We start from the raw sequence: 20,242 nt of genomic DNA, 5'->3' as shown, positions 1-20,242 counted from the left end.
GATATGATTTGGGCAAAGCTGAAAAGACAAAAATGTTTTCGATGCATTAAATGAAACATGGAAAATTGAGGGAAGGCGCCCATGAGGGGCGCCCGGTGTTTGCTATTTCTGGAGGATGGTCTGGTAGGCTTCGTAGGTCTGGCGGGCGATCTGTGCCTGGGTATAGTTGTCGAGGACGCGCTGGCGACCATGCTGCGCCAGGGTGCTGTAGAGCTGGGGATCTTCGAGCAGCTTCCGTACGTTCAGGCTCAGGTCCAGAGCATCGCCTTCTTTAAAGATCAGGCCGGCATCTCCAATCACGTAGGGGATCTCTCCGCTGCTGGAGCCGATGACGGGCGTTTCACAGGACATCGATTCGGCCAGGACGCGGCCAAACTGCTCGATCCAGTTGGGGCGCGAGAGCGAGGGGAGCACGAAGACATCTAGCTTCTCCATCTCGCCAGGTACCTGGTCGGTGGGGACTCCCGGCTTGAAGATGACGCGCTGGCTGACGCCCAGTCGCGCGGCCAGTTCTTCCAGCGGGCTCTTCATGGGACCGTGGCCGACAAAGACGACCTGGCAATACTCGGGCAGGTGGGTCAACGCCTCCACCATCAGGTGCAGTCCTTTTTCCTCTTTGAGGCGACCGATGAAGCCCAGGGTGAAGGGTGCGCCAGCCTCGCGCGGTGGCCGGGGCGCGCTACGTTTATAGATATCGGTATCAAAGCCAAACTGCGGGATGACGCGGATGGGACCCTGGTAGCCTTTCTTGCGCAGGACCTCCGAGGCATCGCGGTTGCCGGCGATGGCCAGTGCCGCGTGCCTGTAATTGTACAGCTCGATCTGACGAAACGGTGGCGGATAGCGGCGATACAGATTCTGCCAGGTGAAGAAGAGCGCCCGTGCCCCTTGCTTCTGTGCCAGGTACATTGCCTGGATGGTCGCCAGGTTATACGGTTCCTCGTCGATGTGCACGATATCGGGCCGCACCTCGCGCATAATCTGGCCTAGCTTTGGGTAGTAGTGCCAGTGGAACTTGCCGTTGAAGGCCATCGGCGTTACGATCATGCGATAGCCCTCGGTGTAGAGGCGTTCAAGCACCTGCTTGCTCCCATCATCGCTCTGCCAGTACGGAGGGGTAACCAGGGTCAGTTCGACATCAGGACACCGGGCAATCTCTTCCAGTTTACGCTGCGCGGTCCCGGCGACCAGAGCCTTGGAAAGCATCAAAATACGCATCATCAGTCCCTTTTAGTTTTTTCTACGAGCTTTTTTATGTGCCAGTACCTCTTCATAGACGGCCAGGGTCTGCTGTGCCGCCTGGTGCCAGTGAAAGCGCTTCGCCTGCTGAAGAGAACGGGCACGTAGATCTGAGCGCAGCGCCTCATCGGTCAGAACGCGCTGCATGGCATCCACCAGATCCTTTACATTCTCGGGATCGACGCTGATGGCAGCGTCCCCGACCACCTCTGGCAGCGACGTACGATTAGAGCAGACCACCGGCGCTCCACAACTCATCGCCTCCAGCGGATCGAGTCCAAAGCCCTCGTAGAGAGAAGGAAACACAAAAACGCTGGCCCCGCTATAGATGGCGGGCTTATCCTCTTCCTCGATAAAGCGATAGGTGATCTGACCGCTCATACCCAGATCGGCGGCCACCGGGCGTGGATCGGGGAAGAGCGAGCCCTTCTGCTTGTCCGGATTGCCCGCGATCAGCAACTGCAGATTGGGATCGCCGACCTGGGCATGCAGACGAGCAAAAGCGCGCACCAGTTGCGGCACATTCTTGCGCTGATCCAGTCCTCCGAGGTAGAAGATGTAGCGTTCACCCAGACCATAGCGGGCGCGCGCGGCGGCTAACACGGCAGGATCGGTCACCGGCTGATATTCATCACCGGCGGCCTCATAGATGACACGGATACGCTCAGGCGGCAGCTTCAGCGCATCGATGATATCCTGCCGCGCATGCTGGCTAGGTGCGATCACCATACTGGCCCGGTGGGCCGAGCGCGCGATCAGACTGGTATATGCCTTGACCTTACTGTTGGGCTGGTAAGCGGGCAGGCGCAGTGGGATCACGTCGTGGATAGTCACCACGGTTGGCACGGGCGGAAAGAGAGGGGGCGCGAAGTGGGGGACGTGCAAGAGATCAACATGCTCCTTGCGCGCCGCCAGCGGACTCGTCCATTGCTCCCAGACCACCTTCTCGATATTTTCATTGCGCGCCGCCAGCGACGGGACCGCGTGGACACGGTAGGGATATGTCTGCACCGGCAGCTGTGGCAGCGAACGGGGTCCTAGCAAGACATACTCATTATGATCATCCACTTCAGCCAGCGCGTTGAGCAGGTGAGAGAGATACTGTCCGCTACCGGTGGCGGGGAATTGAAAGAACTGCGCATTGATGCCGATCTTCATGATAGTTATGCCTCGCTTGCGAAATTACTCTGGCCCGCATACAACTGCTCATAGATGCGGAGCATCTTGCGGGCGGATGCTTGCCAGCTGTAGAGCTGTACACGTTGATAGCCTTTCTGGCGCAGATCTGTGCGGAGCTGTTCATCTTGTAGCAGGCGCAGCATGGCATGCGACAGTTCATCGATATTGTGCGGATCAACCTGTAACGCGGCATCGCCTACTACCTCTGGTAGAGACGATGTATTCGATGTGATAACCGGTGCTCCGCAGGCCATGGCCTCCAGCGGCGGGATGCCAAAGCCTTCAAAGAAGGAAGGGAAAACGAAGAGCTCGGCCATGCTATACAGCGTAATCAACTCGTGCTCGGTGACACGACCCAGGAAGCGTACCTTGTTCTCAAGCTTAAGATCGCGCACCAGCTGTAGCGTCTCCTCATACAGCCAGCCCTGTCCTCCGGCGATCACTAAGAGAGAAGGACCATCTTTCTCCTGTTGTGCCTGGTAGAACGCCTTGATGATGCCCTGGTGATTCTTGCGTGGCTCCTGCGTCCCCACGGCCAGCACAAAGGGCTGCTCAAGCTGAAACTTATGGCGCGTGGCGCCCAGGATCACGGGGTCCGTGATGCGGCGGAAATAGGATTGAACCCCATTGGGGATCACCACCAGCTTCTCACGCGGCGTCTGGAAATGCTCGACCAGCGTGCGCCTGACCTCCTGCGAGACCGCCGCCACCACGTCGGCGCTCTCCACCGCCTGTGGCACCACCCTGCGCAGATACTCGGCCAGCGAGGGCACCGCGTATTCGGGATGCTCCAGAAAGGCCAGGTCGTGGATCGTCACCACCTTGCGCACTCGCCTCCCCAGGGGAGGCAGCACAAAATCGGGTCCATGATAGATATCGGCCGGACCAGAAAAGAGGGTGGCCGGCAGGGGCGCCCGCAGGCGATACCAGAGGATATTCAGGTAACGATCGGGGATGCCTATATTGCGTCCACGGACATTGTCCGCCATAGGAAATGGACGCTCCGCACTGGCGCGTCCACTGGTAAGCAATGTATAGAAATTATCCTCATCCTGTGCCAGCATGGCGGCCACCAGGTTGCGCACATACACCCCGATGCCCGCGCCCTGGCGAATAGCCGCGGTATAGTCAATCGCAATACGCATCACAAATCCTTTATCCTGGTAGGCGCACCTCTGCTTATCCTGGAGGCCAGCCCATGTCGCGGCCGCCCAGAAGGTGAAAGTGCAGATGGAAGACGCTTTGACCTGCGTGAGGGCCGACATTGGTCAAAAAGCGATAGCCCTGCTCCAGACCCAGCTGATGGGCCACGTCTTTAGCAGCCGTGAATATGCTGGTCAGAAGAGGGCCATCCTCGGCGGTCAGCTCGGCCATTGAGGCGAGATGGCGCTTTGGAATGAACAAAATATGTTCAGGGGCCTGAGGGTTGAGATCCCGGAACGCAAACACATCGTCATCCTGGTAGACAACCGTGCTTGGGATCTGGCCCGCTGCGATTTTACAGAAAATACAATCTTCCATAGAAAACCTCAATAACCAGATGAATTATCGCCTAATTCATCTGGTTTGACTAGGTTGCATCGCCATGGGATGACTTTAGTCCCATTGACGTGCAGTTTATTCGTGGGCGCCTGAATTGCTATCAGATTCAGATGCCACCGCGGAGGTCTCGTGCTCGGGAGCTTTGGGCTCGGAAGTCGTGGCCGTGGCTTCAGGTTTAGGAGTCTGTGCCTCGGAAGCCGCCGTTGACGACTCGGGTTTAGAAGCTTCTGCTTCGGAAGCTGCAGGTTGAGCGGCTTCGGCTGTGGTGGGACCTGCCACCGCCACCGCTGTCTCTTTGCCCGTTTCGTTTTCGGCGCTATCCTTCTTTGTCTCCTTCTCCTGGCTCTCAGCAGCAGCGGCGGCTTTAGCCGCTTCGGCCGCGGCCTTTTTAGCCTGGGCACGCTTGATATGCTCGGCCAGCTCTTCCTCATGGAACTTGGGATCATTATATTGAGGGAGATTCATCTCAGTACGAATCGCCTTAATGGCCTGGTAGACCGTTCCCGGCTTCAGCTCCAGCTCGTCAGAGATCTTCTTATGCACCCCGACAGGTGGTACTGGCAGGTAGGGTTCATAGATCGCCTTGATGCGATCTAACTCCTCCTGAGAACCCTTATAGGTCTGAATCTCCCACCAGCTGGGGATATTCTGCCGATCGCGCAGATCTTTAATGATCTTCTTGACCGCCTTCTTTGGAATGCTAAATTCTTTCGCGATCTGGGTGCGGATGCCATCGAACTCGGACGGTTGGGCCAGGGCGATATAGCGTTCCTCGACCTGGGTAATCTGCTCCAATGTCGGTTTAAACGGCTCTGGTGGCGGCGTCTTCTCGCGTTTTGGTTTTGGCGCGGCTGCTGGCTTTGGCACCCTTGGCTTCTTGCCACCGCGAGGACCGCCAGGGCCGCCAGGACCGGCACCTTTGGTCCAGGGCTTGCCGCGTCCAACACCGCCGCGATTCGGGCCACCCTCGGAAGGCCGGTATGGCTGGGGGGGCGCTGCCCCGGTGAAACTGTGAGCGTATTGCCATTGCTCACATGATACGCAGCGGGACCGCGCCCTGGACCATTGCTGCGTGGCGCATTGCCATCGCGCAGCCCCTGGTTTGGTGGTCCAGCAGCCGGGCGATTTCCTCCCGGACCGTTGCCGCGGTCGCGTTGTACAGGAGGGGATGGTATCTTCGGACGCTGTGGGGGTGGCTCCGGTTGAGCTACCTTCACATCGGACAGGCTATCGAGCCATTGATTGGTTCCACTTTGCGCTGGCTTCGGCTTCGGTGGGGGCGCCACCGTCCGGGGTGCTGCGGCCGCGCCGGCAGCTTTATTCTGGGAGGGCGGCGCGTTTTTGGCCGCCTGCTTTTCTTTTCTGGCTTTTTGCGTGCAATCAGGGCAAGTTACTTCTCTAGCATTGGCCGACTGAAACCACTTGCCACAATTGATACAACGCATCTTCGTTTTGCTCATGCGCGAACTCCCCTGTACCAATTTAAATTTTTGTTGTTTATGATGAGTCGGAATGCACCTCCTATTCTATTCTCTTTTTCCAGCCCTGTCTACCTTTGTCCTTCTGAGTTTATACGCTCGTAAGATATTAGAAATATTTAAATGCATCTATAGAGAAGTGCAATAATTTACTTCACTGCTGTCAAATTGAGTTTAGCTCACGAGTGCTTACACCGGTGTAGAAGAGGCATGTATAGCTGATTAGCTGGTGCTTTTTAGCTTGGGTAGTTAACTTGATCTTGTGATTTCTTAGTACATGGAGGATAAAGATATCATTATTCTGTATTGCATGGTTTTACATCTCTTGATGCAAATATATGTCTTATTATTCTGAGTAGCTCATCTACATCAAAAGGTTTATATACGATTGGAACGCCTTGAGAAATTAAAGGCTCACTGTATACTCGTGCCATTTCTAAACCAGAGGTGCAAATGAGAACAGGAATATGAGATGTTGGGAGATGCATTTTGAGCATTTGTAGTATTGACCACCCTATATTTTTGTTCCCAAACATGAAATCAAGGATGACGAGGTCTGGTTTAATATCCTCTACTTCTTGCGCTGTCTGTATTGGATAGGGCGACAGGACCGCTTCATAGTCGTCTTCAGCCAGGACCTGGCGGAACAGATCGAGGATAGGGTCGGAATCCTCAATCACGAGTATTCTTTTCCTCATCGCATGCCTCTCAATCACTGCCGTATGTCGCTCAGCACCATAGACATAAATCCATTACTAAGCACGTATAGAGGCAGTCATTGGTTGCTAAAGGTCATACTGACGAGAGGTATTTGTTTTCGTGCGTTTCGTTTGCCTGCGTGTGGGTTTGTTTTGACAATAAAGCCGTGACGCTCCTGTCCCCTAAAGGGAGACAGGCTTCTTAGCATCGTCCGGGCGGTAACCTGCCTCCGAAGAGACCACGTCTGCAACGTGTGGCTGAGAGCCGGACTGACTGAGACAACAGATCTCCTTTTGGGAGACCAGGGGCGCGTCTGCCCTACTACTTCTTGACCTGCATATGGCAGGACGAAGATACGTGAACGAACGAGGAAAGTTCACTTGCTCATCAAAGGTGAGCGTATGCATATTGATCGAACCGACCAGGTCGCGGTGCCCAGAGAACCCGCAGGCTTTGCACGTCCATTGCCTGTTTCTCGGCTTGTGTTTATGCCCACATGCAGGACACTGGCTACTTGTTCCTCGTTCGGAGCCAGTGAAGCACTCGATGTGAGCCTGGTTGGCTTTGTGGGTCAGACAGTCGATATCTTTTCCGTATTCCCACAAGCTCATACGCTGATTGTGGTGACGTCCATGGTTCTTCGTGCGCACCCCGTGAGGGTTGCCAATAAAGAGGGTCCCGACCTTGTGCTCAACGCAGAAGTCGATCACGTTGCGGGTGGCTTGATGCCGTTGATCACGAATGCGGCGCTCTGCTCGTCGAGATTGCTTGTTTTTGGCCCGTTGCAATTTCTTCCAATGACGGGAGTCTTTGGTACAGCGGGACTGCTTCTTGCTGATGGTGCGCAACGCTTTGCTACGCCCCCGTTTGAGCGAGCGAATACCGCGCCCGGTGACGATGATGGCCTCACTCGTATTGGTCGTAACGGCCGCAAGATGAATTTCTCCCAGATCAACGGTGGCGTGGACGTTGCCTGGAGCGGTTTCGGCTTGCGGAACCTCGACGCTCACATGCAGTTCGTAGCCATTGTTCCACACCAATGTCACCGACCGACTGTGTTCGGGCAGTTCGACGGGCAACACCAACGAGTCACGCCCGCGTCCCATCGGCAACACCACGCGCTTTCCTTCTCTGGATACCGCTTGTGCAGGCCAGGAGACAGGGTAGAACTGCTTCAGTTTGTAGGGATAACGCATCTTCATCTGCGGATGTGACCGGCGCAATTGCCGAGTGGTCTCGACGTTGGCAAGAAAGGCATGCGTGACCATCTGAACCGACTGGCTATGAAGGGCAAAGCGCCCCTTGGTGGCTTTCTGCAACGCGTCGCGTCCGGGCCACGTGGTATGCTGCATGCGCGCCTGCAGATGTAATGTCACACACGCATTCCATATCAATGCCGCTTCTTGCTGTGCCGTCCGTAATCGCTGATAGTGCTCCGAAGAGAGGTGCTTCAGTTGATAGATCTTGACGGTGTTCATGTCTGCTAGTGTAGCATACTCGAACGAACTTTCCAAGGGGGAAATGAGGGGATCTCCACCTCAATCATCATGCACGTGGTGTGGTTTCCCACCGCTTGGAAGCATCTGCTCATTGGTGAAAGGCACGTTGAAATGAGTCGGCGACACATGCATTGGCGGAGGGCATCAATCCCTCTTCAGTGGTGCTTTAAGGAGAGAAGCGAGGCTGGTTGGATGCTCCACCCACCCAACCAGCCCAAAAGGAACGGCGCTTTCATCCCGTCCCATGAATGGAGACGGGACTTCCCGCGCCGGATGTTAAAAGGCGACGAAGAAGGGATGCTTACTTTTATCAAGGCAATGAAGAATTCTCTCGCGGAAATTCTTCCAGCTTACCATATTAAGTGCCTCATCTATCGGGTAATATCTGACTTCCAGGCTCTCTTCGCTTGTTTGAAATTGTCCACCAATAGGCGTGGCTAACCAGAGTGTATTGCAAATACTGCTTGAAACATTCTGGAAAATGCCACAAAAATTGATCACCTCAACATCAATGCCCGTTTCTTCTTTCACTTCCCTCACAACAGCGTCTTTGATTGATTCACCCTCTTCAACTTGTCCACCTGGTATCTCCCAACCTCTGCGAGGTCCTTTGATTAGCAATATCTGGTTATTCTCATTAAGAACAATGGCGGCTGCAGAAATAATATGTTTGGGTATTGACATTTTTTATCCTTTATTTGTCTGTGTTGTTTGCTCGTTTGCGTTTCAATAAAGTTGGCGGGCGCGCAAGATGGGAGAGTATCTGACTCTCCCATCTTGCGCATTGTGGCATAAACGCTTGAAACCTGCTGTGATTAGCGGCAGTGTCCAGCTGGCGCGACCAGCTTAGACACCAGGGTGTTTGGGCTGGTAACCATTACGCCTCCCGGCTCCGGGTAGAAATGGTCGGCAGGAAGGCTTCCTTGCCAGGTGAATGTGAAGTCTGAGAGATGTTGACCAGGTAGAATAGTTAACTTTTCCATCGTTTGAGAACGCCCATTATTAATGGTATAGGAGAAGACAATCGTTCCTCCATTTGGACCGGAGTTGACATGAAAGGTGGCATGGTAAACAACTTGAATGTAAGAGCCACACCTCCATAGGGAGGTTGTGCTTGGAGTAACAGACATATCAATGCCTGTTACCCTGAAAGCGGAAGCCTGAGTTGTGACCCCATTGATGGAAGCGTTCGTCGTGACTTTATTGCTTGTAGATGCTGAGTGCGCTTGTGATGGGGAAGCTGGCGCCGCATTAGCAACCTGGCTTCCGATGACACTTCCAAAGTATGCTATTCCCACGACGAGGAAACAGACTATGGCGATGAGTGCTGTTTTTGCCTTGTTGTTCCACATGGTGATACCTCTTTTCAAGAATATCAGGTCAATAGTTGGTTAGGTTGACCTACTCGTTTGCTATCATTACACAATATAAGCTGCGGTATTAAGATATAATCGCATTTAATATTTTGATTTCCTTACAGGTGTAGTGGCATAAGAAAACGAAGTTTTACTGCTTTCTTCTTACGAGGGTTCTTGCTGTTTCGCCAGACCTATGAACAGAGGATTTACAATTTTATGTAAGTGGAACCGTTTTCTCCACCTCTCACTATAGATAATGCGGCTATATCGATAGAAATCTCCCCTATCCGCCTCCATTGAAGAAAATGTGTAATAGTTCACATTTTTTTCATCAAAATAATCAGTACCCACTCATCTCAATGAGGGGTGCTGATATATTTCTGTGGAAAAAAGTTCTCAGGTAGGCTAAGCGGCAAAAGTTGGCTGAGGAATAGGCTCTCCTGCTTTTTGGGCATCTTCAATCCATAATTCGATAACTCCGAGGGCGTTTTTTATAGCTTCCTCATAAGTATCGCCATGGGTGCGACATCCTGCGAGCTCTGGAATGGTAACGACATAGATATTATCACGTGGATCCCATTGGATGAGCTTTGAATAATGATCAGGGTTCATATCCATTGCCTCCCTTTCTCTTACCAATGTACCATTTTATTTTGGCGCAAAACATATTTTATGATTGGGATCCCGTGGGCCGAGGCAGGAAGCGCCCGCAAGGGGCGCATCTACGATGACGACGGCGGTGTTTCGTTGAAGAAGCGGTCGACGTCGCGGATGCTGGAGGTGCGCCGCGCCGGCGGCAGGGCGTTGAGCACCTGTTTGCCGTAGCCTTTGGTGTGCAGGCGGGTGTCGAGGATGGCCATGACACCGCGATCCTCGCGTGTGCGCAGCAGGCGACCGATGCCCTGCTTGAGGCGCAGCACGGCCTGGGGCAGCACATAGGTGCCGAACCAGTTTTCGCCGGCGGCCTTCATCTGGGCGACGCGCGCCTCGTGCACCGGGTCGTCGGGCGGATCAAAGGGGAGCTTGTCGATGACGACCAGCGAGAGGGCGTCTCCGGCGATGTCGACCCCTTCCCAGAAGCTCTTGAGGCCAAACAGGACCGAGCCTTCCTCTTCGCGGAAGCGCCGGGTCAGTTCGAGCCGCGTCATGTCTCCCTGGCGCAGGAGTGGATAGGGCAGGTGTGGGGCCATCAGCTCGTAGGCGCGGTCCAGCATGCGTCGGCTGGAGAAGAGCAGGAAGGCTCGTCCTCGTGAGACCTTGACCAGCCGGTACATCTCGCGGGCGACGTCTACCATATAGTCATCAGCCCCGGCGCCAAAGGTCGGCGGCGGCAGGTGGCGTGGCAGATAGAGCAGGGCGTTGTTCTCATAATCAAAGGTCAGGGGCAGCACGCTTTCCACCACATCGGGACGCGCCAGTGGATCGAGGCCGACGCGGCGACGGAAATACGAAAAGTTGGGTCCCTTCTCCTCGGGTTTAGCCGGGTTGGGTCCGATAGTGGCCAGGGTGGCCGAGGTGCTGATGACATTGCACTTGTCGAAGAGCCGTTCTTGCAGCCAGGCCGTTACGTCCAGCGGGGCCGCCGACGCCTGCAGCACGAAGCCGCGTGACGCCGACCCTTCCATGCGCTCAACATAATAGACAAACTTACTCTGGTCCGCCACCGAGAAGACGGTGCGGATATTTTCGGCCAGGTTCTGGGTGCGCTTCAGCAGCTTATCGTAGAGCTGTCCCTCTTTTTCGGGGAGCTCTTTGGGACGCTGTTTGCGCAGCGAGTCGGTCAGGTCGGAGATGGTCGTGGCCAGGCGCAATCCTTCTTCCAGGGGTGATTCCAGGTTGACGCGCCCCTTGAAGCTGGGGTTGGCGACCTGTTCCAGGCGCATCCACATCAGTTGGGCGGCGCGCATGGCATCATCCTGTAGACTGAGCTGGCTATGGTCCTTGAGCATACGCTGCGCCAGCAACGTCTGAATCTGGCCCGGATTGATGGTGATGGTAAAGGAGCGCGTGGCCTCCTCTTCCAGGTGGTGGGCCTCGTCCAGGATGATCACGTCGCGCTCGGGCAGCAGGAAGCCGCCGATGGCCGCGTCCAGCAGCAGCAGGGTGTGGTTGACGACGATGACCTGGGCACGCTCGGCGCGTTCGCGCATCTGCCGTACGTAGCATTCATCGAAGAAACTGCATTTGGACCAGGCGCACTGATCGCTATCGGTGGCGACGCGGGAACGTATATCGCCGGGCAACTGAAAGCCCAGCGTCTCGAAATCGCCCGTCATGCGATAGCCGGTCTCGGGATCGTTGATCATGTCGTACAGGCGCTGGAAGTCGCGGTTCTTGGTAAAGAACTGCATGCCCACGCGCTCGCTCTCCACCCGATCCAGGCAGATGTAGTTGTTGACACCTTTGACCAGGGCGGCCTCAAAGTGCTTGATATGCCGCTGCACAAACGGGATATCTTTGTAGAAGAGCTGCTCCTGCAGGGCTTTATTGGCTGTGCTGATGATGGCCACCTGTCCCGAGCGTACCACCGGGACCAGGTAGGCCAGCGATTTACCGGTTCCGGTCGCCGCCTCGATGATGGCGGGTGTCCTCTGGTTGATGGCACGTGAAACCATGGTCGCCATCTCGATCTGGGCCGGTCGCTCCTCGTAGCCGGGCAGGCTCTGCGAGAGCACGCCGCCCTGCCGCAGATCTTCTGAAACCCTCATTACCAGGCGTGAATCGTGCAGCGGTGCCGCGTTCTCCTCCTCGGCCTCTTCATCTAGAGTATCCAATGCCTTTAGATCGTCTGGAGAAAATGCGGCGGGCCGAGATCCATTGCTTGCCTCAGCATTTGAGCCCGTTTGTTGTTTACGTTCGGCTAGCCATGTAGCGAGTTCCTGCTGCCGCTCATCGCTTATGCTCTCAACGCGGCTTGACAGGTCGTCGGGTGTCTCGGGGACGGATGGCGCGGCGGGCGCCTCCGAGCTCTGCTGCGCTCGGAATGGTAGTGGCTCCTCGGCGATTTTGCGAGGTCGTGATGGCTGCGGCGGTGTAACGGACACCCGCGGTGTCGTGTCTTCCTCTATGTCCTGTAGCACCGGTGTCGTTGGGATAGTTGGGCGCGCCAGGGCTGGTCGGATTACCGACGTTTTGACCGGCATTCCCATCAACGCTCCCAGATAGGCATCGGCAAAATCCTGGATATGGGGAAAACGCTGCGAAGGATCGATTGAGAGCGCCTGCAGCAACACCTGCTCAAGCGCGGCTGAGATATGCTTGTTCAGGCTGGAGGGCTTGGGGAATGGCTCGTGCAGTTGCTGTGCGAGCAGTTGAGTGCGCTCGCTGGCCTGGTAGGGGCGGCGTCCACAGAGCCAGGTGTAGGTCATTACCGCCAGCGCGTACTGATCGCTGGACGCGCTGGTCTGGCCCTGTAGCTGCTCAGGGGCCATATAGGGCAGGGCCGCATCCTCGTTGTCCAGAGAAGGTGTAAAGCCAGGAGGGGTCAGGGCAAAGCTGGTCAGGAGCATCTCGTGACGATCGCTCATAAATATCGCGCCGGGATGGAGATTGCCGTGGACCACGTGGCTGACATGGGCATAGTGCAGGGCGCTGGCGAGCGGCGACACGTACTGCCGCACCACGTCGGGCTTCAGACAGCTTCCGGGCTCAATCAACTGGCTCAACGGTTTCCCCGCCGGCTGCTCCAATACCAGGTAGGCGCTATCACCATCAAAATTCGCCTCGATGACCGCCACAATAGCGCGATTCTTTAGTTTCTTTAGTTGTTTCGTGCGAGCTAGAAAGGCTTTTTTATCCTCCGCATCGGAGAAAGGGATGTTGAGCCTTTGAATAATTACATTTTTCTTGCGCTGTTTACCAAGATAAAAAGTGCTCGTAGAACTCTCGTGCAGTAGACCGGTAACGGGGTACGCGCCAATCTGCTGAAGCTCTACCTCTGCCATTTTTTCTGCCTCTCCCAAATATTCGAACGCCTGTTTTGTTTATAGTCTGCAGTATAGCATAGTCAGGCCGTTAAAGCCAATTGGTATTTTGCGCCTCCCGGCGTGGGGAACGCAGGCGTCCCCATTATCTTTTGAGTTGGTGCATGGGGTGCGCATTCGCGCACCCCATGCACCAACTCAAAACAAGTGTGGTCGCACAGGCGTCCGCCTGTGCGGGTGCGGGGAAGGATTATGTAGAGGGGAGATCACTTGACATGAGGAGGGATATAGAGTATAAATAGTGTATCGTGTACACTAAGTAGAGGAGGACGGGTACGGGTGCCGTTGTTAAGAATATGATACCCTCTCACACCTATAGTTGTCGAGTAGCGGAATAGGTAAAATGTAGTGGACAAGAAATACTTCAGTAGTTGTATGGCGAGATAAAGAAGGCAACAAGTATGGAAGAGCAAAGCGAAGCGATGGGTAGCGGTATCAGTGGCCGTGAGGACTGGCGTGAGGAGAAGCACGAGCAGCATGCCCAGGTTCAGGTCTCCGAACAAACGGACAACGGTGAGGCACATCAGTATGATGTGAATAAGTATGAACGTCCATCGGTGACGGTTGATGTATTGATGATGAGCTTGCGGCAGCGGGATCTGCAAATCTTGCTGATCAAGCGGCGCGCCTGGCCATATGAGGGTATGTGGGCCATTCCCGGGGGCTTCATTAACATGAATGAGTCGCTGGAGTCGGCCGCCAAGCGTGAGCTGCAGGAGGAGACCGGTGTACAGGATGTCTATCTGGAGCAGCTCTATACCTTTGGCGATCCCGGACGCGATCCGCGCACGCGTGTGATTACCGTGGTCTATTTTGCCCTGCTCGATTCGGAGCGCTTGCAGGTGCGCGCGGCCAGCGACGCGGCCGACGTGGGCTGGTTCTCTGTCTATGAACTGCCGCAGCTGGCGTTCGATCACCAGGAGATCGTAGACTACGCCCTCAATCGCTTGCGCAATAAGCTTGAGTACACCACCATTGCCTTCAACCTATTGCCGGAACAATTCACGCTGCGCGAGCTGCAGCGTGTCTACGAGATTATTCTGCATAAACGCCTGGACAAGCGCAACTTCCGCAAAAAGATCCTCTCAACTAACATTCTGGAGGATACGGGTGCCAAAAAGATGGAAGGGACGCACCGACCGGCGCGCCTGTACCGCTTCAATCCGGCGGCGGAACACAAGTTATAGCTGTTTAATCAATGGATAACGGATGACAGATGGACCAGTCAGACTGGCAGATGGGAGCATGGATCGTATGACAACTTCACCTTTGTCCGCGCAATTTCAGGCGCAGGCCGATCTCTTTTTGCGCGCTTTGCATGATTGGGAGCAGCAGTTAGCAAATTTAAGCTGGCAGGACCTGGCGGGGCCAGCACGGGATGGGCAGGTGGTGGTGTTGAGCGTCGATATGATCAACGGCTTTTGCCACGAGGGGGCTCTGTCGAGTCCACGCGTCGAGGGTATTATCCCGGCGGTCGTCGATGTGTTTGAGGGAGCCTACGAGGCGGGTGTGCGCCAGTTTATCCTGGCCCAGGATGCCCATACTCCCGACGCCACCGAATTCGCGCAGTTCCCACCCCACTGCGTGCGTGGAACGTCTGAGGCCGACAACATTCCCGAACTGGCGCGGCTGCCGTTCGCCGATCTCTATACCACCGTCCAGAAGAACTCCCTCAGTGGTTTCCATGGTACCGGGCTTGCTGGTTGGTTGGAGGAGCAGCGCGACCTGCAAGCTGCCATTATCGTGGGTGATTGTACCGATCTCTGTATCTACCAGATGGCTATGCACCTGAAGTTGTACGCCAACGCCCACAACCTGCCGCTGCGCGTCATCGTACCCGCCAATGCCGTCCAGACGTATGATACGCCCGTCGCCGCAGCCCAACAGCTGGGCATCTTGCCCCACGACGGGGATGTACTCAACCTCATCTTCTTGTACCATATGGCTCTAAACGGCATCGAGGTCGTAAGAAATATTCAGCGCTAACTAGTTGTGCAGCGAACGAGCGGTGCAATAAGAGATCTGAGCCGGCGCCCAGCCGATGCAGTCGATGCGCGTCCCAACGGGGGTTTCCAGTAGGGAACCCTCATTGGGGAGGGGCAGATTGCTGCCATGGTCCCACAATGCGGGCAGGCCTTCCTCTTGCGTCAGGCGGTCCGCCGGCACATTGACCGGATAGAGACGGCGCAGGTACGCATCAAAGAGGTAGCGTGGGAAGTGCAGCACCTCGCGCCGCCAGATCACATACAGATCATCCTGGTAGGTGGGCTCGGGGAGATCCTCGTTGGTTGTGCTGGCATGCAGGATGGCCGCGAACTGATAGGACTGCTGTGGGCTCAACGTAACCCGCTCGATGTAGCGTCCAAAGGGATTGAGCACCGCCAGTGTCTGTGTGGCATGGTGGAGAAAAGAGCGCAGCCAGAGCGGCGGTTTTACCAGGTAGGTGCCCCATTCCTGCGCGATGATCGTCTCACCCCGCTGCTCATGATGGCTATGCCAGACCTGAAAGATCGTCTCCTGCGTCTTAAATTCGCAGCGACACTCGCGCCAGCTCGGATAGCCACGTCTCTCAATCTCCTGCCGTACGTAATGAACGAGCAGCGACGTCGCGCCAACCACTGTACCGATAAATGCGCCAGCTATCATCAATAATTGCTGTTTATTTGTACTCGCCTTCAAGTCGTTCAACCTCCAAGATATCAAGTAACTCTGTGAGTGAATGAACTAATAAACAATCGAGTGTTTGTTCGGTAACGCGATGTGCGCGGTCCAGCAAGACTGGTGTAATACCGACCGTGCGTGCTCCTAGCACATCATTTATGTAGGAATCGCCGATATGGATTGTATAATCAGGGATCGCGTTGGCCCGCTGCAAAGCCAGATCGTACAGAGTAGGGGACGGCTTGGCATGTCGCGTGGCTGCTGAAATCAAGACGCAATCAAAATAGCGGGTCAACTCTAGCTGGCGTAAAATAGGTCCCAGTGAAATACCCCAATCTGAAATTACACCCAGGCTATAGCCGCGCTCATGCAGCGTCCCCAGCGTCTCATGAACATCGGGATAAAGCTGCCAGCTGGTATGCTTTTCAAACTCGGTATTAATGGTCCTCGCCAGTTGATAGAGACGCTGCTCATCGTGCTCCTCTATAAATGGCCGCAGAAGATGGGCATAGTATTCAATCCAGAAATCATCGATATCCTGGTTATCCGCCCATATATGGGGATGTGAACGAACGTGCCGAAAATAAAAATCCTCGGCAACCTCAATTTGACCTTGAAGCTGCTCCAGATGAATATGCAGGGAAAGTTGTTGACAGACCTGGTGACAGATTTCCGCCACCGAAGGATGAGGCTCGAGTAAGGTAAAGCCGGCATCGAAAAACACGGTACGCATCGATTGTGGCTGTTCTAACTTCATGTCGCATTACCTTATCTGAAGATCAAGCCAGATACATAGATGACTATTTGCATCATATGTATCTGCATGTATTGGTAGTATAAGAAAGTCTAGCATGCACGCTGGTTGAATGTCAAACCAGCGTGCATGCATGCCCCTGCACACGCGGGGGGTGCAGGAGGGCGGCGAGCCCTCCTGCCGGGGTGCGGGGAGGACCCTGCACCCCTTATGTTCGCCCGTGTGGGGGCTATCATGCCCCCTGATAAAGGGGGGCGCCTGACCCCTCAGGCAATTCCATAAATTATATGTAAAAATATATCAAGATATATCTAATTATAGCTAGTTTTTAAATTGACAGGCTATGCGCGGCATATACAAATAAATTTTAATAAATTGTACGTGTATAACCTTGACAATTCATATATATTGCAGTTATCTTTTCTTCATAGGCAAGATGTACACGAGGAGTCCACGTATTGGTCTGTCTGGTTCGATGTCGAATTCTTTAGCGGACCCGCACTCATCATGATACTCTTAAGGAGGAGAGATGCCTACCATCACGTCACCAAGTCGACGTTCCTTCCTCAAAACCGCCGCTGGACTGGCTGTTGGCAGTTCCTTATTTCTCGGCGGTTGCGCGCCCGCGTTTAACACTGGCGCCAAGAAAACCCTCAATTTCTGGGCCTTTTCGGATACACGTATCGCGTGGCAGAAGAAAGCCTGGGAAATGTACAAGCAGCAGAAAAAGCCCGATTTTGAGATCAACTGGCTGGTTTTCCCCTACACACAGATGCACGACCAGGTGCTGGTGACCTCGCAGGCTGGATCGGGTGGTCCTGATATCGCCGATATCGAGATCAGCCAGTTTTCTCGCTACATCAAAGGAGATATTATTTTTGCCGAGATGACGCCCAAGCTGCAGCAGATGGGGGTCCTGGACCAGTTCTATCAGCCCTCCGCCACTAATCCCTGGAGCTGGAAGGGCAAGATCTACGGCATCGGTAATGAATTAAACACCTGCCTGCTCTGTTATCGCTGGGATATCTGGAAAAAGGCCGGTGTCACGACCACCATCCCCACCTGGGACGCGTTCGCGGAGGCGGCGCGCAAATACCATACCGATACCAAGAATTATCTGCTCGATTTCCCATTTAATGACTGGGGCTACTGGTGGATCATGGCCCTGCAGAACAAAGGCGGCTTCTTCAACGCGCAGGGGGTGCCTTCGCTGAATAGCGCTGAGAATATCAAAGCGCTTCAGTACCAGAAGAATGCCATCAAGGAGGGTTGGGGGACCGTACGCCCCATCGGGCAGGCATACAATACCGCCCTGGAACAGGGCAGTATCTCCACAGTGCTGGGACCCTCCTGGAACTTTAGCGGTTTTACACAACAGAGTCTGCCGGATACCAAGGGGAAGTGGCATCTCATGCCGGTGCCAGCCTGGGAGGCTGGTGGATCGCGCACGGCTACCTGGGGCGGAACCGGCGTGACGGTCTTGAAGACGTCGAGCAGTGTTGAGGAAGCCATGGACTTTGTGCTCTTTGAGCATACCAACGTTGAGGCCCTGCTCAACGATTTTAGTATCCGCCAGGTCTGGCCGACCTACAAGCCCGCGTTGAACAATTCTGCCCTCAATGAGCCACTGGCCTTCTTTGATAATCAGCGGGTCGGCGATCTCATCAAAGAGGTTTCGCCGGAGATCAATAAATGGTATAACTCGCCGTTCTGGCCCGAGACGACCAGTGCGTGTGTTAACTATGGCCTTACGCCGGCCATTCAAAAATCTGATGTTTCGGCTGAGTCTGCCCTGTCTGAGGCGCAGAGACAGTCGCAGAGTATCATTAGCTTTGAATCCGCTTAAGGCTACCTAGTTCACAGGGAGGTGTTTTACCATGGCTGTCACACAGACACAGGTAACGGCTCGTCCACAGACCACCGGTTCAAGCAACTGGTGGCGTCGCCATCAACGTCAGCTGGCGCCATTTTTGTTTGTTGCCCCCTTCTACTTGATCTTCCTGGTCTTTGGCCTCTACCCTATCGCCTATTCTTTCTGGTTAAGTTTCTTCAAGGGATTTGGCTTTGAGCAGAAGGCCTTCTTCGGACTGGGCAACTATATCCACATGTTTCAGGATCCGCGCTACATCAACGCGGTCTGGGTGACGACACGCTTCGCCCTCTTCAGTATCTTCATCCTGTCTCCGCTGGCCCTGCTGGTCGCGCTGGCGATCAACTCCACATTTGTGCGCTGGAAGGGTCTGTACAAGACGGGTTTCTTCCTGCCCACGGTGACCTCGGCGGTGATCATCTCGGTGATTTTCTCGCGTGTACTGGATACCAATTATGGACTGCTCAATGCCATGCTGGGCTGGTTCGGCATTCAGCCGATCGGCTGGCTGACCGACACCAACGTGGTCCTGATTGGATTTATGATTCTGGCCATCTGGAACTATATCGGTATCAACACCCTGTTCTGGCTGGCCGGACTGAACAGCATTAACCGCGAGCTCAACGAAGCCGCATCCATCGATGGGGCTGGACGACTGCAGAACTTCTTCTATGTGACCGCGCCGTTGCTGCGTCCAATCATGTTGCTGGTAACCATTCAGGCCCTGATCGGCTCCTACAACGTCTTCGCTGAACCGTTCCTGCTGACTGGTGGTGGTCCATCTGATGCCTCGCTCTTCATTTCGGTGTACGTGTACTATCAGGGCTTCGAGGCGTTTAACGTAGGGTACGCCAGCGCGATTGCCTATTCAATGACCGCTATCCTGTTAGTATTATCGCTCTTAAACATCAGGCTCTTCGGATTTAAGGGAGTGGGTGATTAAGCCAGTTGAGGATTAGCTATCTGTCTGTAGCCAGGGCGTCCCTGCGCCACGGAGATAGCTGAGAAGACAGTTACTGGTAAAACAAGAAGAGAGGACAATGCATCATGGCCAATGTCAATCTTGCCGCTCCAGAAGCAGCAGAGAGCAGTACGATACGGAGCCGTAGAAAAAATGCGTATAAGACGCGCTTTTACATTGGATCGACCGTCATCAACGCCATCCTGTTGATCCTGCTGGTTTTGACGGTGATCCCATTTATCTATATGATCAGCAGCGCGTTCAAACCGAATTCGGAGATCTTTGGGACGCCGCTGACCTTGATCCCGGTGCATTTCACGATGGTGAATATGCAGGACCTGCTGACCAATTTTCCCTTTGCGCGCTGGGCCTTTAATACGGCGGTCGTAGCGGTTCTGGGCACACTGACCTCGCTGGTGCTGGGATCGCTGGCGGGCTTTGCCTTCGCTAAATACAACTTCCCATTTAAGAATGTGCTCTTCGGCGTTCTGCTGGCCACCATGCTGATCCCCGGACAGGTGACGCTGGTGCCGCAGTTCGAAGTCATTCGTGTCCTGCACTGGTTCAACACCTACCAGGCGCTGATCCTCCCCCGCGCGGTGAGCGCCTTCACCATCTTCCTGATGCGCCAGTACACCTTGAGTGTGCCGGATGAATTGTTGGACGCGGCCCGCGTCGATGGCGCCACCGAGTTCAGCATCTGGTGGCGCGTAATCGTGCCGCTGGTGCGTCCAGGACTGGCCGTGGTGGCGATCCTCTCCTTCACGGGGCTATGGAACGACTACCTGTGGCCGCTGGTGGTCACGACCGATCCCAGCATGTTCGTCATGAACCTGGGCATCTCATCGCTGGTCGGTCCGTATGATTACCAGTATGGCATCCTGCTCTCAGGAGCTGTGCTGGCCGCGCTGCCCCTGATCATTATATTCTTCTTCTTCCAAAACAATTCCTGCAGGGATTGACCGAAGGAGCGCTTAAATAATCCCTGGTGGGGAATACCTTTAACTTTAAAAGAATGT

18 protein-coding genes are annotated in these 20,242 nt (G+C 54.7%); 5 read left to right on the top strand and 13 right to left on the bottom strand.

The features are described from left to right. Nucleotides 1-102 precede the first annotated feature (102 nt). From AABA21_RS19880 to AABA21_RS19830, 11 genes are all read right to left on the bottom strand, one after another. The gene (locus AABA21_RS19880) at nucleotides 103-1,221 is read right to left on the bottom strand and encodes a glycosyltransferase family 4 protein (RefSeq protein WP_338253190.1); all 1,119 of its coding nucleotides are present in this window, start codon (nucleotides 1,219-1,221) and stop codon (nucleotides 103-105) included. 9 nt (nucleotides 1,222-1,230) lie between these two features. Continuing rightward, nucleotides 1,231-2,397: a glycosyltransferase family 4 protein gene (locus AABA21_RS19875; RefSeq protein WP_338253189.1), complete on the bottom strand. Its 1,167-nt coding sequence runs from the start codon at nucleotides 2,395-2,397 to the stop codon at nucleotides 1,231-1,233. 5 nt (nucleotides 2,398-2,402) lie between these two features. After that, nucleotides 2,403-3,563: a glycosyltransferase family 4 protein gene (locus AABA21_RS19870; RefSeq protein WP_338253188.1), complete on the bottom strand. Its 1,161-nt coding sequence runs from the start codon at nucleotides 3,561-3,563 to the stop codon at nucleotides 2,403-2,405. Nucleotides 3,564-3,597: 34 nt separating this feature from the next. After that, nucleotides 3,598-3,939, bottom strand: coding sequence for a histidine triad nucleotide-binding protein (locus tag AABA21_RS19865; RefSeq protein WP_338253187.1), 342 nt, complete (start codon nucleotides 3,937-3,939; stop codon nucleotides 3,598-3,600). Nucleotides 3,940-4,035: 96 nt separating this feature from the next. After that, nucleotides 4,036-4,827: a hypothetical protein gene (locus AABA21_RS19860; protein WP_338253186.1), complete on the bottom strand. Its 792-nt coding sequence runs from the start codon at nucleotides 4,825-4,827 to the stop codon at nucleotides 4,036-4,038. A 907-nt stretch (nucleotides 4,828-5,734) separates the two neighbouring features. Further along, on the bottom strand, nucleotides 5,735-6,118 hold the full coding sequence (locus AABA21_RS19855; RefSeq protein ID WP_338253185.1) for a response regulator: 384 nt from the start codon (nucleotides 6,116-6,118) through the stop codon (nucleotides 5,735-5,737). 201 nt (nucleotides 6,119-6,319) lie between these two features. Next, nucleotides 6,320-7,615 carry an RNA-guided endonuclease InsQ/TnpB family protein gene (locus AABA21_RS19850; RefSeq protein WP_338253184.1) on the bottom strand — a complete coding sequence of 432 codons (1,296 nt, stop codon included), beginning with the start codon at nucleotides 7,613-7,615 and terminating at the stop codon, nucleotides 6,320-6,322. Nucleotides 7,616-7,912: 297 nt separating this feature from the next. Further along, a complete protein-coding gene (locus tag AABA21_RS19845; RefSeq protein ID WP_338253183.1) occupies nucleotides 7,913-8,320 on the bottom strand; it encodes an NUDIX hydrolase in 408 nt (135 codons plus the stop codon). A gap of 131 nt (nucleotides 8,321-8,451) precedes the next feature. After that, a complete protein-coding gene (locus AABA21_RS19840; protein ID WP_338253182.1) occupies nucleotides 8,452-8,988 on the bottom strand; it encodes a hypothetical protein in 537 nt (178 codons plus the stop codon). 411 nt (nucleotides 8,989-9,399) lie between these two features. After that, on the bottom strand, nucleotides 9,400-9,606 hold the full coding sequence (locus AABA21_RS19835; RefSeq protein ID WP_338253181.1) for a type II toxin-antitoxin system HicB family antitoxin: 207 nt from the start codon (nucleotides 9,604-9,606) through the stop codon (nucleotides 9,400-9,402). Nucleotides 9,607-9,716: 110 nt separating this feature from the next. After that, complete coding sequence (locus AABA21_RS19830; protein WP_338253180.1) at nucleotides 9,717-12,938, bottom strand: helicase C-terminal domain-containing protein; 3,222 nt, start codon at nucleotides 12,936-12,938, stop codon at nucleotides 9,717-9,719. Nucleotides 12,939-13,378: 440 nt separating this feature from the next. Between AABA21_RS19830 and AABA21_RS19825 the strand changes: the two genes are divergently transcribed. Both AABA21_RS19825 and AABA21_RS19820 read left to right on the top strand, forming a co-directional pair. Further along, nucleotides 13,379-14,164, top strand: a complete 786-nt coding sequence (locus AABA21_RS19825) for an NUDIX hydrolase (protein WP_338253179.1) — start codon at nucleotides 13,379-13,381, stop codon at nucleotides 14,162-14,164. Between the two features lie 22 nt (nucleotides 14,165-14,186). Further along, entirely contained in the window at nucleotides 14,187-14,963 is a 777-nt protein-coding gene (locus tag AABA21_RS19820; protein ID WP_338253178.1) for a cysteine hydrolase family protein, read from the top strand. Here the strand turns inward: AABA21_RS19820 and AABA21_RS19815 are convergent, their stop codons facing one another. Continuing rightward, the gene (locus tag AABA21_RS19815; protein ID WP_338253177.1) at nucleotides 14,964-15,656 is read right to left on the bottom strand and encodes a hypothetical protein; all 693 of its coding nucleotides are present in this window, start codon (nucleotides 15,654-15,656) and stop codon (nucleotides 14,964-14,966) included. Next, nucleotides 15,637-16,395: an HAD family hydrolase gene (locus AABA21_RS19810; protein ID WP_338253176.1), complete on the bottom strand. Its 759-nt coding sequence runs from the start codon at nucleotides 16,393-16,395 to the stop codon at nucleotides 15,637-15,639. The genes AABA21_RS19815 and AABA21_RS19810 overlap by 20 nt, the downstream gene beginning before the upstream one ends. Nucleotides 16,396-16,921: 526 nt before the next feature. Here AABA21_RS19810 and AABA21_RS19805 point away from each other — a divergent pair. The 3 genes from AABA21_RS19805 (at nucleotide 16,922) to AABA21_RS19795 (ending at nucleotide 20,185) form a co-directional block, all read left to right on the top strand. After that, nucleotides 16,922-18,238 carry an ABC transporter substrate-binding protein gene (locus tag AABA21_RS19805; RefSeq protein WP_338253175.1) on the top strand — a complete coding sequence of 439 codons (1,317 nt, stop codon included), beginning with the start codon at nucleotides 16,922-16,924 and terminating at the stop codon, nucleotides 18,236-18,238. Nucleotides 18,239-18,269: 31 nt separating this feature from the next. Further along, nucleotides 18,270-19,205 carry a carbohydrate ABC transporter permease gene (locus AABA21_RS19800; protein WP_338253174.1) on the top strand — a complete coding sequence of 312 codons (936 nt, stop codon included), beginning with the start codon at nucleotides 18,270-18,272 and terminating at the stop codon, nucleotides 19,203-19,205. Between the two features lie 104 nt (nucleotides 19,206-19,309). Beyond that, on the top strand, nucleotides 19,310-20,185 hold the full coding sequence (locus AABA21_RS19795; RefSeq protein WP_338253173.1) for a carbohydrate ABC transporter permease: 876 nt from the start codon (nucleotides 19,310-19,312) through the stop codon (nucleotides 20,183-20,185). Nucleotides 20,186-20,242: the final 57 nt, after the last annotated feature.

The sequence above is a fragment of the Dictyobacter halimunensis genome (assembly GCF_036245075.1).
The sequence above is the reverse complement of the archived record's forward strand: the minus strand, read 5'-3'. Positions and strand labels throughout refer to the sequence as shown.

Bases quoted from the DNA above. Each gene is read 5' to 3' on its own strand.
- AABA21_RS19880 (WP_338253190.1), bottom strand. From the start codon at position 1,221: ATGATGCGTATTTTGATGCTTTCCAAGGCTCTGGTCGCCGGGACCGCG.
- AABA21_RS19875 (WP_338253189.1), bottom strand. From the start codon at position 2,397: ATGAAGATCGGCATCAATGCGCAGTTCTTTCAATTCCCCGCCACCGGT.
- AABA21_RS19870 (WP_338253188.1), bottom strand. From the start codon at position 3,563: ATGCGTATTGCGATTGACTATACCGCGGCTATTCGCCAGGGCGCGGGC.
- AABA21_RS19865 (WP_338253187.1), bottom strand. From the start codon at position 3,939: ATGGAAGATTGTATTTTCTGTAAAATCGCAGCGGGCCAGATCCCAAGC.
- AABA21_RS19850 (WP_338253184.1), bottom strand. From the start codon at position 7,615: ATGAACACCGTCAAGATCTATCAACTGAAGCACCTCTCTTCGGAGCAC.
- AABA21_RS19845 (WP_338253183.1), bottom strand. From the start codon at position 8,320: ATGTCAATACCCAAACATATTATTTCTGCAGCCGCCATTGTTCTTAAT.
- AABA21_RS19840 (WP_338253182.1), bottom strand. From the start codon at position 8,988: ATGTGGAACAACAAGGCAAAAACAGCACTCATCGCCATAGTCTGTTTC.
- AABA21_RS19835 (WP_338253181.1), bottom strand. From the start codon at position 9,606: ATGAACCCTGATCATTATTCAAAGCTCATCCAATGGGATCCACGTGAT.
- AABA21_RS19830 (WP_338253180.1), bottom strand. From the start codon at position 12,938: ATGGCAGAGGTAGAGCTTCAGCAGATTGGCGCGTACCCCGTTACCGGT.
- AABA21_RS19825 (WP_338253179.1), top strand. From the start codon at position 13,379: ATGGAAGAGCAAAGCGAAGCGATGGGTAGCGGTATCAGTGGCCGTGAG.
- AABA21_RS19820 (WP_338253178.1), top strand. From the start codon at position 14,187: ATGACAGATGGACCAGTCAGACTGGCAGATGGGAGCATGGATCGTATG.
- AABA21_RS19810 (WP_338253176.1), bottom strand. From the start codon at position 16,395: ATGAAGTTAGAACAGCCACAATCGATGCGTACCGTGTTTTTCGATGCC.
- AABA21_RS19805 (WP_338253175.1), top strand. From the start codon at position 16,922: ATGCCTACCATCACGTCACCAAGTCGACGTTCCTTCCTCAAAACCGCC.
- AABA21_RS19800 (WP_338253174.1), top strand. From the start codon at position 18,270: ATGGCTGTCACACAGACACAGGTAACGGCTCGTCCACAGACCACCGGT.
- AABA21_RS19795 (WP_338253173.1), top strand. From the start codon at position 19,310: ATGGCCAATGTCAATCTTGCCGCTCCAGAAGCAGCAGAGAGCAGTACG.